We start from the raw sequence: 17,469 nt of genomic DNA on the forward strand, positions 1-17,469 counted from the left end.
ATTTTCATCTTTATCTTTTGTATCAGTCAGGCGACCCATTGGAGGTCAAAATGCCCGGTTTAACCATCCGTTTTTCAGCCTGATTTTCCTTGCCAGAGTCCACGGATTCGATTTCACGGACTTTCTCACGTTTTCCGGCTCGTTTTGGTTTCATTCAGCATCCTGATTTCCTTTGTCTGGATCTTTACATCTGGATTTTTCGCCCCCCTCAAAGTCTAAAAAGGCAGTCGAAAGCTTCCGGCTGCCTGAGACTATCTTCAAATTCTAGATTCCAATCCTTATCCCTGATCCGTAAGAGCACTCAGTTTCAATTTGATTTTCAGTCTGCAAATTGGATCAGATCATCAATGGCCAGGTTGACTTCGATGACGTTGACGGTCTTTTCCTGCGGACCATTGGCAAGAACGTTGCTTGAATGGTCCTTGAAAATTGTTTCCAGGGTCCTGGCATCGATTCTGGTTGTCTGTTCCAGTCGAGGGATCTGGTACATTGCGCAATCCAGACTGATCTCAGGATCGATCCCGCTGGCACTGCTGGTATACAGTTCTGCCGGAACGGTCTGAGAGTCGGCCAGGGAGTTTTCTTTTATCCAGGCTTTCAGACTCTCCTGTTTTTGGATCGTTTCTTCGGATCCATACGCGTCATTGGCCAAAGAGCCATAGACATAGATTTTTCCATCCTGTTCGATCGTCTGATAGTCCACCGGACGTCCCCACAGATGGTCCATCCGATAGTCCATCTGTCCGACAGCTGTACTCATCAAACCATATCCAGTCTCCTGAAAACGGCCGTTGACCTGATCTGGAAAACAGAGCTGGCTGATGCCAAGCACTCCAAAGACATAGACCATACCCGTCAGGACGGTAATGACCAGAAAGGCTTTGAGTGCCGAGAGAAAATCGCGTTTTGTTTTTACCATGTTCTTTACCTTTTTCCTTTTAGACCAGATGGCATCCAACCAGAATCAGATCGATCACCTTAATGGCCAGAAATGGGACGACCATACCCCCAACGCCATAGATCAGCAAGTTTCGAGAGAGCAGTCTGGATGCCGAACATTCCTGGTATTTGACCCCTTTTAAAGCCAGAGGAATCAAGGCCACAATGATCAGCGCATTGTAGATGACCGCCGAAAGAATAGCCGACTGAGCAGAATGCAGATGCATGATATTTAAAGCTTCCAGCCCTGGATACAAGGAAACAAACAGAGCTGGAATAATCGCAAAGTATTTGGCTGCATCATTGGCAATCGAGAAGGTCGTCAACGCTCCACGAGTCATCAGCAGCTGTTTGCCAATGCGGACAACTTCGGTCAGTTTGGTTGGCGAAGAATCCAGATCGACCATATTTCCGGCTTCTTTGGCTGCCTGTGTTCCCGTATTCATCGCCACCGCCACATCCGCCTGGGCCAGGGCTGGCGCATCATTCGTTCCATCCCCAGTCATGGCGACCAGATGCCCCTGCTTCTGATAGGTACGGATCATTTCCAGTTTGCTTTCCGGAGTGGCCTGGGCCAGAAAATCATCAACGCCGGCTTCGGCCGCGATGGCTGCTGCTGTCAGCGGATTGTCTCCAGTAATCATGACGGTTTTAATGCCCATCTTGCGCATTTCGCCAAATTTTTCCTGAACTCCGGGTTTGATGACATCTTTTAAATGAATGACCCCCAGAACCCGGCTGTCATTGGCGACAACAAGCGGTGTTCCGCCAGTTTTGGCAATTTCATCGGCCAGATTGGAACACTGCTCCGGCCAGCGGCCGCCGTTTTTTTCGATGTAATCTTTAACAGAGTCCGTTGCGCCTTTCTGGATCGAATGGCCGTTGAGCTTCACGCCGCTCATACGAGTCAGGGCAGAAAACGGAATGAATTCCATCTCCTCACTGGGCTGCTGATCCAGGCCATATTTTTCACGGGCTAAAACCAGAACACTCCGGCCTTCCGGCGTTTCATCCGCCAGCGAAGAAAGCACGGCGGCCTGAGCCAGTTCCATCTCCTCGATCCCATCAACAGGTAGAAAAGCTGATGCCTGGCGGTTTCCAAAAGTTATGGTTCCGGTTTTATCCAGAAGCAGAACATCGACATCTCCGGCTGCCTCAATGGCCCGGCCGCTCATCGCCATGACATTAGCCTGATTCAGACGGCTCATTCCGGCAATGCCAATTGCCGAAAGCAAAGCACCAATTGTGGTTGGTGCAAGGCACACAAGCAAAGCAATCAAAGTAGTCAGGCTGGCCGGGTTGGCTTTGTGGGCCGCATTGGCCGAAAACAGCGAGTAACAATACAAGGCAATAACGACCAGAACAAAGATAATCGTTAATGCAATCAGAAAAATCTCCAGCGCAATTTCATTTGGTGTTTTCTTGCGGGCTGCCCCTTCGACCATCGCAATCATCTTTTCCAGAAAGCCATGACCCGGCTCACTGGTTACCTGAATGACAATGGTATCCGACAGCACAGTTGTACCGCCGGTAACTGCACACCGGTCGCCGCCGGCTTCACGGATAACTGGTGCCGACTCTCCCGTAATTGCACTTTCGTCTACGGACGCTGCGCCAAAGACAACATCGCCATCCGCTGGAATCTGCTGCCCAGCCGAAACAATCACAAGATCGCCGGGATGCAGATCCGTTGAAGCCACTTCGATTGGATGATCGCGTTCTTCAATCGAAGGCACTTTCAACGCCGTAATTTCCTTCTTGGCTGCCCGCAGAGCATCGGCCTGCGCTTTTCCCCGTCCTTCGGCAATCGCCTGGGCAAAGTTGGCAAACAAGCAGGTAAACCAGAGCAGGATTGCAACAGCCAGGGTATAGCCGGCACTGGCATCATGCCAGCCAAAAAACGTGGCAATCCATAAAACGGTTGTTGCAATGGCCGAAAGATAAACGAGAAACATGACCGGATTTTCGATCTGTATTTTCGGATTCAGCTTTACAAACGAGTCCTTCACGGCTCTTTCAATCATTGAAGCATTCATACGCCTTAAACCTAAACCTTTCTATCCAAAGAACTGCGCAAGCGGCCCAAGGGCCAGTGCCGGAAAGAAACTGAGTGCTCCAATCAACAGCACAATGATCACCAGCAGAAGAGAAAACAGCGGTGTATCGGTAGCCAGCGTCCCTGCCGAAGCGGGAATCTGCTTTTTGGCACTCAGAGAACCGGCAATGGCCAGCGCGCCGGCAAGCGGGACAAATCGAGCAACGGCCATCAAAACGCCGCCCAGAATATTCATCAGCATTCCATCCGCCATAAAGCCGGACATGGCCGATCCATTGTTAGCTCCCATGGACGACCAGGCATACAGAATCTGGGAGAAACCATGAGCGCCTGCATCCAGGCCTGATGGCGGAAGCAGTGAACCAATCGCCGATCCCACGAGAATACAAACCGGAGCACAGATACACAGGATCACCGAGTTTTTCATTTCAGCTGGTTCAATTTTCTTGGACAGAAACTCTGGCGTCCGTCCAACCATCAGCCCAGCAATAAAGACAGTTAAAATCACAAAGCCAATCATGCCAATCAGCCCAGTTCCGACACCGCCAAAGACAACTTCGCCAACCTGCATCAAAATCATTGGAATCAAAGAACCCAACGGAGTCAGTCCATTCATCGAAAGATTGGATGAGCCGCTTGATGCCGCTGTTGTGCTGACGGCCCACAGGGAAGAGGAACCAATACCAAAGCGGCTTTCTTTTCCAAGCATGTTCATCGTCGAATACTCAGCCCCCAGACAGCACGCCAGTCCAATCGCAAACAGAACAGCCATAGACAAAAACAATGCAATTCCCTGCTTCCTGTTTCGAACCGCACAACCAAACGAGAAACACAGTGCCATCGGAATCAGCAGAACCAGTACATTTTCAATCAGGTTCGACCAGCCATTGGGATTTTCCAGCGGCGAGGCCGAGTTGGCAGCGGTTAAACCGCCGCCATTGGTTCCGGACTGCTTGGCCGCTTCAACGGCAGCCATCAGACCGCCGGGCACCAGCTGCTGATCAACAATCCTGGCATTCTCGATGATCTGGCCATCCTGATACACCTGGCCATTTTCAATCTGAGCGTCAGGCAAAATTTTTCCCTCCACACTCACCGCAACAGGATCCATCAGCGCACTGGGCGTCGTTTCATTCAGATTCATTGGCGTTCCATAAACACCAAGCAAGATAGCGGCAGCTGCATTGATCGGCAGCAGAACATAGAGAATTGAACCCGTCAGATCTTTCCAGAAGTTGCCGACCGTTCCATCCTGCGCATGGGTAAATCCACGGATCAATGCAAAGACAACACTCATGCCCACTGCAGCTGACAGAAACATCTGCACCACCAGACCAAACGCCCACACCCACCATGAAAGCGTAAAGGCAGGATCCACAGGCTGCCAGTTGGTGTTGGTCACAAAAGAAATAGCTGTATTGAACGCCAAGTCCCAGCGATATCCATCGATCAGAAGCAGAATATACAAAACCACAAAGCTGATGGCGCTGACCATCAGTACACAAGTCAGATACCGTTTCCAGGACATCGGCGCATCCCCAATATTCAGATGCTTCAAAATCCAGTCTTCCTGTTTCTGGATCCAGAAAACCTTTCCTTCTATCACTCTATAAATCCAGACTCCCAAAGGAACGGCCAGAACGAAGGCAAGAGTCAGGATGAGCACAATCGAAACCATACGAGAAAACTCCTTTCAAATTTGATAGAGAAGTTTTACTCTTTCACTCGCTAATATGGGGTTAAAGCCCAAAGCCAGATTGCTAAAGATTTGTTAAAAGCAAAAACTCCACCGACAAACGAACCAGACACCAAAATTCGGGTCCGGAATCTGAAAACCGGAATCTGAAAAAAGAGCGCAAAGCAAGACAATCCGAAGCAAAACCTCGTCAAAAATCTGTTCAAAAAGGCCCTGCTCTTTGGAAAGGAATACGAATTGTTCAAGCCAGAAAATTGAAAAGAAATACGAATCGTTCAAACCAGAAAACTGAAAAGAAATACGAATCGTTCAAACCAGAAAACTGGAAGGATTGCCAAACAGAAAAGGTCTGCAACCCTCAGCAGCCCGGCCATTACACTTCCAAAAAGAAAAAAGTCCCGGATTTCCGGAACCTCTTTTCAATTCTCATTGTTTTGTTTCCAATTACCGACCAAAGTCTTCGGCGATGTCTTTCCTGTACGATTGCTCTGCCTCACATCGAACGAGCAGCATCAATCACAATGGTCGCAGCCAACGCAACCGGACGCGTGCAGCCTGAGCTGGCCATAATGACAGGCGGCCTCTTCCTCGCACGTTCTGGCCAGATTGTAGTATTTGTTGATCAGACCGACATTGCGTTCTTTGGGAAATGATCATGAAACGTTGTATGCCCCTACAAAGCAAAAGGCTCTGCAACATCCAGTTTTACCTGGAAGAGTGCAGAGCCATCATCTTTTTCCCTTAAATTTCATATGGATCTTTCAAAAACAAACACCAGCTTCGACATAACCTTGATTACAGTTATGATCTGATCATTTCTGATCGTTTTACTTCTTATTACCGCCTGTCTGTGATTTTGAATGATTCTGGAATCATTGTCTTTAACTTGCGTCTTTGACTCTGGTTCCATCTTCTTCATTCTTCATCACTCCAACAGGCACTCTCGTTATCTTAGATTAAGCTTTCGACCGATTAGTACTGGCCAACTTCATGGATCACTCCACTTCCATACCCAGCCTATTTCCTTGTAGTCTTCAAGGGGTCTTATCTACCGCAGATCTTATCTTGGGGCTGGCTTCGCACTTAGATGCTTTCAGCGCTTATCCATTCCCTGCTTGGCTGCCCGGCTGTGCCACTGGCGTGACAACCGATGCACCATTGGCAGGTCCATCCCGGTCCTCTCGTACTGAGGACAGCTCCCCTCAGATCTCCTGCGCCCACAACAGATAGGGACCGAACTGTCTCACGACGTTCTGAACCCAGCTCGCGTACCGCTTTAATGGGCGGACAGCCCAACCCTTGGAACCGAATCCAGCTCCAGGATGCGATGAGCCGACATCGAGGTGCCAAACCCCGCCGTCGATGTGAACTCTTGGGCGGGATCAGCCTGTTATCCCCAGGGTAGCTTTTATCCGTTGAGCGACGGCCCTTCCATTCGGTACCGCCGGATCACTAATCCCGACTTTCGTCCCTGCTCCACTTGTTGGTGTCGCAGTCAGGCGCGCTTTTGCATTTGCACTCTCTGTCTGGTTTCCATCCAGACTGAACGCACCTTTGGGCGCCTCCGTTACTCTTTAGGAGGCGACCGCCCCAGTCAAACTGCCCGCCTGGCACTGTCTGTAAGATTCTCTCTTCACGTTAGGGCTTCAAATCATCAGGGGCGGTATCCCAACGGCGGCTCCAAAGAAACTGGCGTTCCTTCTTCATAGCCTCCCGCCTATCCTGTACATGATCATCCAAAACCCAATACCAGGCTGCAGTAAAGCTCCATGGGGTCTTTCCGTCTAGTTGCGGGTAACCTGCATTTTCACAGGTACTAAGATTTCACCGAGTCTGCTGCCGAGACAGCGCCCAAATCGTTTCACCTTTCGTGCGGGTCAGAACTTACCTGACAAGGAATTTCGCTACCTTAGGACCGTTATAGTTACGGCCGCCGTTCACTGGGGCTTCGGACCACTGCTTCTCCCTGCGGATAACAGATCCCCTTAACCTTCCAGCACCGGGCAGGTGTCACCCCATATACTTCGCCTTGCGGCTTTGCATAGAGCTGTGTTTTAGTTAAACAGTCGCTTGGGCCTTTTCACTGCGGCTCTCTCGAGCGCCCCTTCTTGCGAACGTACGGGGCAATTTTGCCGAGTTCCTTGGCAACAGTTCTCTCGCTCACCTTCGCTTGCTCAGCGCGCCCACCTGTGTCGGTTTTGGTACGGGCCGCAATAAAGTTTAAGCTAGAAGCTTTTCTTGAAAGCCGCTCCATGTGCTTGGCTACTTTCTTTCGATTTCGCTTACCCTTCACGCTCTGTACGCATTGATCCGGATTTGCCTGGATCCGTACTGCCGCGCTTGGCCCTCAATCCATTAAGAGGGTCACACTTCCCGTCTTTGTCACTCCATCGCCTTTATTGCGGGTGCAGGAATCTTCGCCTGCTTTCCATCTGCTTCGCCTGTCGGCTTATCATTAGGTCCCGACTGACCCAGGGCGGACGAACCTTCCCCTGGAATCCTTGGGCTTTCGGTGTGCAGGATTCTCACCTGCATCTCGCTACTCACACCGGCATTCTCACTTCCATGTCCTCCACAGACTCTCACGATTCTGCTTCCATGAACATGCAACGCTCCCCTACCATAAAAATCTTTCAATCCTTATCCGCGGCTTCGGCAGATGACTTAGCCCCGGTACATTTTCGGCGCAGGGCCACTCGACTAGTGAGCTGTTACGCACTCTTTAAAGGGTGGCTGCTTCTGAGCCAACCTCCTAGTTGTCCGTGCGTCCCCACATCCTTTTCCACTGAGTCATCATTTTGGGGCCTTAGCCGGCGGTCTGGGCTGTTTCCCTCTTGAGCATGGACCTTATCACCCACACTCTGACTGCCAACTACTATCCTTGCGGCATTCGAAGTTTGATTCCATTCAGTACCCCGGGATGGGGCCATCATGAATTCAGTGCTCTACCTCCGCTGGCTTGCATTAACGCTAGCCCTAAAGCTATTTCGGGGAGAACCAGCTATCTCCGGGTTCGATTGGAATTTCTCCGCCAGCCACAGGTCATCCGCCAGCTTTTCAACGATGGTCGGTTCGGTCCTCCACAAAGTTTCACCTCTGCTTCAACCTGCCCATGGCTAGATCACCCGGTTTCGGGTCTGCTCCTGGCTACTTCATTCGCCCTGTTAAGACTCGCTTTCGCTTCGGCTTCGCATTTTCCTGCTTAACCTTGCATCCAAAAGCAGCTCGCCGGTTCATTCTACAAAAGGCACGCCATCACCCTTTGACGGGCTCTGACTTCTTGCAGGCATACGGTTTCAGGTTCTCTTTCACTCCGCTTGCGCGGTTCTTTTCACCTTTCCCTCACGGTACTTCTTCACTGTCGCTCACTCTTACTTATTCAGCCTTGGCGGATGGTCCCGCCTGCTTCCGACAGGATTTCACGTGTCCCGTCGTACTCAGGATCTCGCTGACTACTTGGCTTGCTTTCCAGTACAGGGATTTCACCTTCTGTGTCCGTGCTTTCCATCACGTTCCTGTTCACTCGCGTTTTGTCTGGTGCGCTCCTACAACCCCATATCGCTATGGTTTGGGCTAATTCCCTTTCGCTCGCCGCTACTCGGGAAATCACTGTTGTTTTCTTTTCCTCCGGCTACTTAGATGTTTCAGTTCACCGGGTTGCTCTCCATATCTAAGACATGGATGACTGGATATGACTCCAGCCGGGTTCCCCCATTCGGATACCTGCGGATCGTCGCTTTCCTGACAGCTCCCCGCAGCTTTTCGCAGTCTGATGCGTCCTTCATCATTCAAGAGTGGCAAGGCATCCTCCGTACGCCCTTCCTTGCTTGATCTAGTTTCAAATATGCTTGTTTTTAACTATGCTTTTTCGAGATTTTTCTAATAAGAACTGTTAACTGTTTTCTGACTTGGTAAATCTTGTGACTTCAAAGATCGAATTTCTTCTCTCTTTTCAGTCGGTTACTTTCGTAACGTTGTTACTTACAACTTACGTCAGACCTTCTGTTATGTCTTATACTGATGTTCGTTTTTCAAAGATCCATGTTTTAGACTGTTTCTTCTGTACTTCTCTTTTGAACTTTGTTCTTCGAGAAGAAGATGATTTACAGTCTGGAAGATCGCTCTTCCAAAACTCTGTTACAGACTCCAACTTAGTTACTTAATGCTTCCTTGTACTTTCTCCTTAGAAAGGAGGTGATCCATCCCCACGTTCCCGTAGGGATACCTTGTTACGACTTAACCCCAGTCATCGGCCCCGCCTTCGACGACTCACTCCTTTTCAGGTTATGCCATCGGCTTCGGGCGTTGCCGGCTTCCATGGTTTGACGGGCGGTGTGTACAAGGCCCGGGAACGTATTCACCGCGGCATGCTGATCCGCGATTACTAGCGATTCCAACTTCATGAAGTCGGGTTGCAGACTTCAATCCGAACTGGGACGCCTTTTCTCGGGTTCGCTCCACTTCACAGCTTCGCTTCCGTCTGTAGGCGCCATTGTAGTACGTGTGTAGCCCAGGCCATAAGGGGCATGATGATTTGACGTCATCCCCGCCTTCCTCCGGTTTGTCACCGGCAGTCTGATCTGAGTCCTCATCTTACTGGTAGTAACAGATCACGAGGGTTGCGCTCGTTGCCAGACTTAACTGAACATCTCACGACACGAGCTGACGACAACCATGCACCACCTGTGTGGATGGTAACCTCCAACTTATCTCTAAGTCTTCGCATCCCATGTCAAGGCCTGGTAAGGTTCTTCGCGTTGCTTCGAATTAAACCACATACTCCACCGCTTGTGCGGGCCCCCGTCAATTCCTTTGAGTTTCACACTTGCGTGCATACTCCCCAGGCGGAGGAGTCATTGCGTTAGCTTCGGCACCGGGGCATTACCCCCGACACCTGCTCCTCATCGTTTAGGGCGTGGACTACTAGGGTATCTAATCCTATTTGCTCCCCACGCTTTCGTGCCTGAGCGTCAGTAACAGTCCAGGCGGCCGCCTTCGCCACTGGTGTTCTTCCATATATCTACGCATTTTACCGCTACACATGGAGTTCCACCGCCCTCTCCTGTCCTCGAGCGTGGCAGTTTCCAAAGCCTGTACAGGTTGAGCCCGTACCTTTCACTTCAGACTTGCCACGCCGCCTGCGCACCCTTTACGCCCAATCATTCCGGATAACGCTTGCCACCTACGTATTACCGCGGCTGCTGGCACGTAGTTAGCCGTGACTTTCTGGCAGGTTACTATCAAAAGAAAAGCATTTCCTCTTTCCTTCTTTTCTGACCTGCAACAGAGCTTTACGATCCGAAGACCTTCCTCACTCACGCGGCATTGCTCGTTCAGGCTTGCGCCCATTGACGAAAATTCCCTACTGCTGCCTCCCGCAGGAGTCTGGGCCGTGTCTCAGTCCCAGTGTGGCCGATCGCCCTCTCAGGCCGGCTATGCATCATCGTCTTGGGAGGCTTTTACCCTGCCAACTAACTAATGCACCGCAGATCCATTCATCTCCCAGGCTTTAAGGCCTGTTTCAAAAACAGAAGATGCCTTCTGTTTTCCTATGGGGTTTTAGACTTCGCTTCCAAAGCGTATCCCCCGGATATGGGCAGGTTATCTACGTGTTACTCACCCGTTCGCCACTGAACACAAAAGTGTTCCGTTCGACTTGCATGTATTAGGCATGCCGCCAGCGTTCATCCTGAGCCAGGATCAAACTCTCCATTTGATATTGACTCAACGCTATTGCGTTTATATTTCGTGAATTGATTATTGAAGTATTAAGTGTTGTTTCAAGAATCGACGTGTTAATTTCGAATATTGAATTGTCTGTAATCAGAGTTTTCAAAGAGCCATCCGTTTGTGAGTGAATCAATTTCACTAACAAGGCTTGTTTATCTTATCATCAGCCAGATCATTCGTCAACATCTGTTGTGAAATATTTTTAAGATTTTCACAATCGATGATTTCTTCGATATCTAAAGATGATTCGCGTCAGGTCAGCGGCTTTGTCGCCGCGTTTCTTAACGCTCAATTACTATAACACCGGGTGGTATCCCGGGTCAAGTACTTTTGTGAAAATATTTTATAAATTCACAATAAGGAATTTTACAGATTCTTGCCCTTCCGGCGCTTTTCTGTATCTCAGTGCCGTTTTTTCTGTTTTTCAAAGTGAAAACAGCTTCACATTTATATCGCAGAACATTCTTCTCGTCAATGTCTTTCACAATTTGTCCTGAATGCCCATTCATGCCCTATACAAACATCTATTCGCGCTTTCATTTTTCCCTTCGGGCATTCATCCGAATCGTCTGCTTTATTCTCAAATTCCGCAGAATAAGAAATTCTTCGAAAACAGACACCATTTTTGTCAGATCTTTCCCTTATCGCAGATCTTTCTGATCAGGCAAAACCATATCCTCTCTTCTGTTTTCTTTGTTTGCCACTTCTTGACGCTCTGTAAAGGATTACAAGGGACAAACTGGCCAAAACAAATTGGATTTAGCACAATATAATTACCATAAATAAGGAATGCGGGCTGATCAGACTAAAAAGGATGATCTGTCTGCAAGAAAATGGAAAGGAAACTCTTCATGAACCCAGTTGAAATCGTTTTCTTTGATATTGATGGGACTTTGCTTCGCCTTGGACACACTGCCCCTTCTGCAAAAATTCATTATGCACTCGAGCAGCTGCATCGTCAGGGGATTTTGTACTATGCCAGTTCCGGCAGGCCGCCTTATATTCTGCCTGATTTTCACTTTGACGGCTGGTGCTGTTTCAACGGCGGATTGTGTCAGAAAAGCGATGGAACCGTTCTGTTTCCCAAAGTTCTTGATCCCCAGCAAGCGCGAACTCTGGTCAGCAATGCCACAAAAATGGGCAAAAAGATTGTTCTGGCCGGTGCTGAAGATATGGGAAAGAATGGGATTGATCCTGCTCTTGAAGACTATATGGCAATTTCCAAATCCAATGTTCCAGTCGATCCAGAATTTGAAAAGCGGCTGGACGCCCCCGTTTACCAGGTCATGCTCGGCATCAGTCAAGACCAGCTGGATGAATTGTTGGCGGGAACGACCGACCTGGCCGGCATGGCCTGGTATCCGACCGCATTAGATATCGTCGATAAAAACACCAATAAGGGGGAAGCCATTTTGACTGTTCTTGAAAAACTGGGAATCGACCGCAAAAATAGTCTGGCTTTTGGAGATGGCCATAACGACATTGACATGCTTAAAGCTGCCGGTACTGGAATTGCCATGGATAATGCGCTCGATGAAGTCAAAGAGATTGCGGATGCGGTCTGCCCTTCCGTCGATGAAGATGGAGTATACGAATATCTTGTCGCCCATCAAATCATCGATCCAATGCCGCTGGAGAACTTTAGGTAAAGTCCACATTCCTGATAAAGATTACTCTGGGTCTATGGCTGATCATCAAAAAACAGAAGAATCCGAAAAAAAATAAGCCTTAACCTAAAAACAGCTAAAACAGCATTCACGACCAGAGTTTCCTTACAGCCAGGATTAGAAGCTGTATCCCTTTTCTTGCGGATCTGACAGAATCTTGAGTATATCCGATCTTATCTGCACAGACAGTGACTGCAATGCCGAAACGGTCAGGCCGTACATTCAGGATCAGGAAAACAATTCGCATGCAAAAGCTTCCAGAACTGATTGCGCAAGGCATTACCCCTGGCTGAACGGCAAGAAAACATCAAAATCCACTCAAAACGCATGGATGATCGAGCCATTCAGTCAGGGACTCCGCCTTTAAAAATAGAGGACCTTTTCTCCTGCCCAAAGATGAATTGCATTCTACTCTACAATTCCTAACTCCTCTTTAAGTGCTTTTTGCAGTACTTTTGAAAACTTTATTCCTTGAGCAACCGCCGCATCGTTAAGCCACTTTGGAATCGATAGTGTTTTTTTGACAGCTTTTTCAAAGTGTTCTTTCGCGTAAACATCCACATCTACAGAGATTACGACAGGACTTTCACCTTCCTCAATATCCAGTTGATCAATTCTAGAAGGATGAGGGATTGGTTCACTATGCTGCTGCAAGTCAAAAATATAGCCTGCAAGACATTCAACACCCATTCGCATCGCTTCCTCATACGTTTTTCCTTCGGTTGCAAGGAAATTCAAATCTGGAAACACGACAGAATAGCCATACTCATCAAGAGCAAAAACGGCTGGAAAACTAGTCAACATAATACTGTCCTTTCTGGAGTTTTTGGGATACATTTCATTCATAAGAACAGGAAGGGCTATTTCAGCTCCGCCTGCTTGAAAATGGAATTAATACTCTTGGGACTCAGATCACCTTTATGATAAGGAATGGTGACTGAGCTTTTTTTTGCGTGGGGATAAATGGAATATGAACCACAGGTTCTGCACCATCGCCATCCATCCGCGAGAACGATCTTTTCGATCTCTCGAAACCTCACCTAAGATCCCCTTTCATTAGATCAAACATACCATAATTACGTATTTTATCCATCCGTGTTTCCTTTGGGCTGAATATAGGCATTGACTGCTTTTCAATATCTGAATAACAGTCAAGAACCCCAAATCCCACCGGATTTTTCAGTGACCCGTTTTTTTGACAGCTTTTTCAAAGTGATCTTTCGCGTAAGCCTCCACATTTACAAAGATTACGGCAGGACTTTCGCCTTCCTCAATATCTAGTTGATCAATTCTAGAAGGTGGTCAAGCAACATGATTTCTTCTGGTTTTATTTTGGTATTTGAAGAATATCAAGACCAATCTGAGTCGTCCTTATTTTTGTCTATAAATTAGACTTTTGTCTACTTTTGTCTATTCGATAGATAAAAATAGACAAAGGTCTATATAACAGTTAAATACAAGTGGAAAATAAAGGGAGGAGAAGATATGAGAAATTTTGATCTGGGCCGAATAAACGTTTAACCGTTGACACCGAATATGACACCAACTATAATCGGAATAGAGGTTTCCAATGTCTAAATGGGATAAACTATTGAAGCGTATCCTTTCTCTATCAAAGGATATGCGCTTTGATGAATTGAAGAAAGTGCTGGAAAGTTATGGATATATCATGAATTCCCCGGGAAACGGGAGCAGTCATTATACCTTTCGCAAACCTGGGAAAAATCCTATTACGATCCCGAAGCATGAACCGATTAAGAAAGTATATGTAGAAATGGTTCGAGAAGTCATAGAGGAGGAGGCATTGCATGAAAACAATTGACGAGTATATGAGACTTCCATATAGACTGGAAATTGTTCCTGATCCTGATGAAGGTGGCTATATTGCTCATTATCCAGACCTTCCTGGCTGCATTACTGTTGGGGAGACGCTCGAGTCTGCTGTACTAAATGCTGCAGATGCCAAAAAAGCGTGGCTGGAAGCTGCATTAGAGGATAGCGTGAAGATAGCAGAACCGGCATCTCTAGATAATTATTCAGGGCAGTTCAAACTGAGGCTTCCTAAAAGTCTTCATCGATCTCTTGCAGAACACTCGAAAAGAGAGGGAGTCAGTATGAATCAGTACTGCGTCTATCTGCTCTCCAGGAATGATGCGCTACAGAAGATATAGCGGAAGTTTCTGATCAGGGAGTCGGTAACATTTGTGTCTTGAATGAAATCATGGACGAAAATTCGGATGGCTCAAATTCGTTTAACTAGTTAAAAACCAGCAGGATATCACTTGATGTGATATCCTGCTGATTTTCCTGTTCAGGAAGGATATTCAGCCCGGTCTCACTTCCACAGACAGGTATTTTCCAGCAGCGACGGCAGGCTTCTCCCGTTTTTTCTGGCATCTGCAACCTGTTTTTTTTAGCCGCAGATAATCCGGATAATTGAGTACAACTCTGTATTTTGACTCAAAGGGCAGGGGATGTTTCAAGAATGGATCCGGAATGTAGCAGATCAGCACCGGTTTTTCATTGCCTTGCACAGCTTTACAATTGAAAGGATCTTTTATGAATCTTATCCAGCAAATCGAGCAGACTGCTGCTTACCACACCGATGCCAGGCGATCTATTGCGTTAACCATTCTTGCCCACCGTAACGATCTCTATACCTTATCCTTACAGGATCTGGCTGATCTTTCTTTCACCTCCAAGCCAACCGTCGTTCGTTTTACCCAGAGCTTTGGCTATCAGGGCTGGAAAGATTTTCGCGTGGCCTATATTGCCTGTCTGCAAAAGGAAAAAGACAATCCTGAACGGATCGATGTCAATTATCCCTTCAACGAGAACTCTTCACTCGAAGAAGTTGCTGCTTCCATCGCCCAGGTGATGAAGCAGACAGTGGAGGATACCAGGGAGACTTTAGATCTGGATCTGGTCAATCGGACAGTCAATCTGATTGAAAGAGCCAGGCGCATCATCATTTTCTGTGTCTCGCCCAACATTTATGCGGCCAGCTTGTTTGCCCGCAAGATGATTACCATCCAGCTGCCTGTTCACATCTGCCAGCCCAAGGAGATGGGCATCACCGTTCGTTCGATGTCTTCAAGAGACCTGGCCATTATCATTTCCTATGCGGGGAACTATTCGCTCGATGAGCCAATGAAAATCACTGACTATCTGATCGAAAACAAGATTCCAACTGTCGTCCTGACCGGTGCCAGCGACAATTATCTGCGCCAGCACTTTGGCAATGTCCTGACTATCGCTTCCGATGAAAACTACTTCACCAAGATTGCTACATTCGCGACAGAAGAGTCGATCAACTATATTCTCAACGTCATCTTTGCGGGATGCTTTGCCCGTCACTTCAAAGAAAACGATGTCAATAAAATTCACACGTCCAGATTTCTGGAACTGCTGCGAATTTCTGGAATTGAGGATGCAAAATAGCCAAGCCCATTGTAGCTTTCAAAATCTGATCATCTCAGGTCCATTTCCCGCTTTTCCCTGCTTTCCAGTCTATTTGCACCGTGCTCTTGTTTGCGCCTTATTTTAAGGCGTGATTCTGGTTGAAACTGAATAAACTCTCTGCCGGAATGCCATTAGTCAGGCGTTCCGGTCTTTTTGTCAGTATATCTAGTTTTTATAACCAGATTATTTGATTTTATTCTCTATCTTATTTACTCTGAAGATATCCGGGATCTGCCTTTTTTCAGACGATTGAAATATCAGAGAACGTTAAGCCCGGTTTCTGCACGAATCATCAAATAAAGGAGAACCTATGCTTCATCTTGTCAGCGATACCTCGACCTTAATCTCGCCTGCTGCGGCCCTGGAACAGGGATTTCACATTGTGCCCCTTGAAGTGACCATCAATGATCAGAGCTTTGCAGATCTTGAAGAAATCACGACGTCCCAGCTGGCCGACAAAATCCGCAATGGGGCCATGCCTTCCTCCAGTCAGCCGCGCCCAGCACGCAAACTGGATCTCTATAATGAGCTGCTTCAGAATCCCGAAGATGAAATTCTTGATCTTTGTATTGCCAATGGCCTTTCGGGGACCTACACCTCAGCCTGCATGATGAAAGATCAGTGTGATGATCCCAATCGCGTCCATGTCTATAATACCCATACGCTTTGCGGCCCCCAAAAAGCCATGGTTGAAACTGCCCTTAGAATGCGGGATGAAGGAGCAGATGCACAGGCTATTATGAAGCAATTAGACCATATGCTTGAATCCCATTTTTCCGGCATCATGGTTCGGGACTTTGACTTTCTCAAACGCGGCGGCCGGGCCGGCTCGGCCAGTGCCCTGGTTGGTAAAGTCTTAAAACTGGTTCCGGTTGCCATCTTAAACGAAAGTGGAGAATCTCTGTCCGTCATTGGAACTTCTCGAACAACAGGCAAAGCATTTGCCAAAATCAAGGAAGAAATTGAAAAGAAACTGGCCCCTGGAACGGGAAGCGGCTATACGCTCTATCTCAGCCATGGCGACGATCCCGATCTGGCTCAAAAGGCCGCCGCCTGGTTTGCGAAAGTCTGGCCTGAGGCCGGAATTGAAATCAATGAACTCTGCCCCATGTTTCTGGTGCATGGCGGTCCGGGATGCCTGTCGGTTCAGATCATTAAAACGAAGTAACTCAAATTTATAGAAAATCAAAATGGATCAGCCTTCTTTCCAGGATGAAAAGGGCCGATCCATTTTTTTAATTTGAATTTGCACTCAACAGAAATCAGAAGGAATCTGTTCAATGATCAATGGGAGGGATTCAGATCTGATTCAAAAAAGTTGTTCCCCTCAGTTCTGGAAACCGGAGCTGAAGAAACAGGTGTGGACTGAACTTTCCGGGAAGTCAGAAAGTATCGGCTGCCCTGCCCTACAGAGCGAATCAGAAAGATCAGAAAGCAAAGTCCGAAAAATACCCAGCTGTAAAACAACAGACTGGAAAGCCAGGCCATTCCAAAGAAATCCCTTACCAGCAAAGCTTTAGTCAGCACGCAGGCAAGCAGCCCAAAGCCAATTGTCCGGCTGCTGTTTGTCATCAAATCAATCGTGAATCCCTTTGGAAGAGGCCGGTTCTGGGTATAGCTCCATCGGTCCAGCAGGATGGCCAGAAAGAAGAGTCCTGCAAAAATCAGTGCTCCAGCCAGTCCCTGCTCGATTGTTCGCACCCAGCCATCAAACCGGGAATCCAGCATTGGATTCCATCCAGCCATATACAGCAATACTGCCATCAGAAAAGAAAAAGTCATGTGTACCCCCTTGCGATGCAAGAAGTATTGCTCTGATTCTGACAACATCACTGCCACTTTTAAAATTTCTTCCAGAATGTGCAAAGTTTATGCATTTTTATTCGAAAATCCGCCATCTTTTATGCTTTTCTTCTTTT

At 47.7% G+C, this 17,469-nt stretch carries 12 protein-coding genes and 2 rRNA genes; 5 read left to right on the forward strand and 9 right to left on the reverse strand.

Annotation, left to right across the window (positions count from 1 at the left end; translation table 11 throughout):
* Positions 1-22 precede the first annotated feature (22 nt).
* The 6 genes from U4956_RS06805 to U4956_RS06830 form a co-directional block, all read right to left on the reverse strand.
* Entirely contained in the window at positions 23-154 is a 132-nt protein-coding gene (locus tag U4956_RS06805; RefSeq protein ID WP_323089787.1) for a hypothetical protein, read from the reverse strand.
* Between the two features lie 165 nt (positions 155-319).
* Positions 320-919 carry a potassium-transporting ATPase subunit C gene (locus tag U4956_RS06810; protein ID WP_323089788.1) on the reverse strand — a complete coding sequence of 200 codons (600 nt, stop codon included), beginning with the start codon at positions 917-919 and terminating at the stop codon, positions 320-322.
* Between the two features lie 19 nt (positions 920-938).
* On the reverse strand, positions 939-2,975 hold the full coding sequence (gene kdpB / locus U4956_RS06815; RefSeq protein ID WP_323089789.1) for a potassium-transporting ATPase subunit KdpB: 2,037 nt from the start codon (positions 2,973-2,975) through the stop codon (positions 939-941).
* 21 nt (positions 2,976-2,996) lie between these two features.
* Entirely contained in the window at positions 2,997-4,673 is a 1,677-nt protein-coding gene (locus tag U4956_RS06820; RefSeq protein WP_323089790.1) for a potassium-transporting ATPase subunit KdpA, read from the reverse strand.
* A 970-nt stretch (positions 4,674-5,643) separates the two neighbouring features.
* Positions 5,644-8,524, reverse strand: a 23S ribosomal RNA gene (locus tag U4956_RS06825).
* A 354-nt stretch (positions 8,525-8,878) separates the two neighbouring features.
* A 16S ribosomal RNA gene (locus U4956_RS06830) occupies positions 8,879-10,407 on the reverse strand.
* The 16S and 23S rRNA genes sit together here, the layout of an rRNA operon.
* Before the next feature lie 865 nt (positions 10,408-11,272).
* Between U4956_RS06830 and U4956_RS06835 the strand changes: the two genes are divergently transcribed.
* Complete coding sequence (locus tag U4956_RS06835; protein ID WP_323089791.1) at positions 11,273-12,070, forward strand: HAD family hydrolase; 798 nt, start codon at positions 11,273-11,275, stop codon at positions 12,068-12,070.
* 426 nt (positions 12,071-12,496) lie between these two features.
* Here U4956_RS06835 and U4956_RS06840 read toward each other — a convergent pair whose 3' ends face one another.
* Positions 12,497-12,892, reverse strand: a complete 396-nt coding sequence (locus tag U4956_RS06840) for a type II toxin-antitoxin system HicB family antitoxin (protein ID WP_323089792.1) — start codon at positions 12,890-12,892, stop codon at positions 12,497-12,499.
* 56 nt (positions 12,893-12,948) lie between these two features.
* Positions 12,949-13,128, reverse strand: coding sequence for a type II toxin-antitoxin system HicA family toxin (locus U4956_RS06845; protein WP_323089793.1), 180 nt, complete (start codon positions 13,126-13,128; stop codon positions 12,949-12,951).
* A 530-nt stretch (positions 13,129-13,658) separates the two neighbouring features.
* On the opposite strand from U4956_RS06845, the gene U4956_RS06850 reads away from it, so the two are divergent.
* From U4956_RS06850 to U4956_RS06865, 4 genes are all read left to right on the forward strand, one after another.
* A complete protein-coding gene (locus U4956_RS06850) occupies positions 13,659-13,910 on the forward strand; it encodes a type II toxin-antitoxin system HicA family toxin (RefSeq protein WP_323089794.1) in 252 nt (83 codons plus the stop codon).
* Positions 13,897-14,259 (forward strand): type II toxin-antitoxin system HicB family antitoxin, encoded by a 363-nt coding sequence (locus U4956_RS06855; RefSeq protein WP_323089795.1) that lies wholly within the window; start codon positions 13,897-13,899, stop codon positions 14,257-14,259. The genes U4956_RS06850 and U4956_RS06855 overlap by 14 nt, the downstream gene beginning before the upstream one ends.
* A gap of 388 nt (positions 14,260-14,647) precedes the next feature.
* Entirely contained in the window at positions 14,648-15,529 is an 882-nt protein-coding gene (locus tag U4956_RS06860) for a MurR/RpiR family transcriptional regulator (RefSeq protein ID WP_323089796.1), read from the forward strand.
* Between the two features lie 331 nt (positions 15,530-15,860).
* Positions 15,861-16,718, forward strand: a complete 858-nt coding sequence (locus U4956_RS06865; RefSeq protein WP_323089797.1) for a DegV family protein — start codon at positions 15,861-15,863, stop codon at positions 16,716-16,718.
* 116 nt (positions 16,719-16,834) lie between these two features.
* Here the strand turns inward: U4956_RS06865 and U4956_RS06870 are convergent, their stop codons facing one another.
* Positions 16,835-17,332, reverse strand: a complete 498-nt coding sequence (locus U4956_RS06870) for a hypothetical protein (protein WP_323089798.1) — start codon at positions 17,330-17,332, stop codon at positions 16,835-16,837.
* Between the last annotated feature and the right edge of the window lie 137 nt (positions 17,333-17,469).

Origin of the sequence: Allobaculum sp. JKK-2023, from assembly GCF_034745455.1 — a bacterium.
Lineage (GTDB): Bacteria > Bacillota_I > Bacilli_A > Erysipelotrichales > Erysipelotrichaceae > Allobaculum.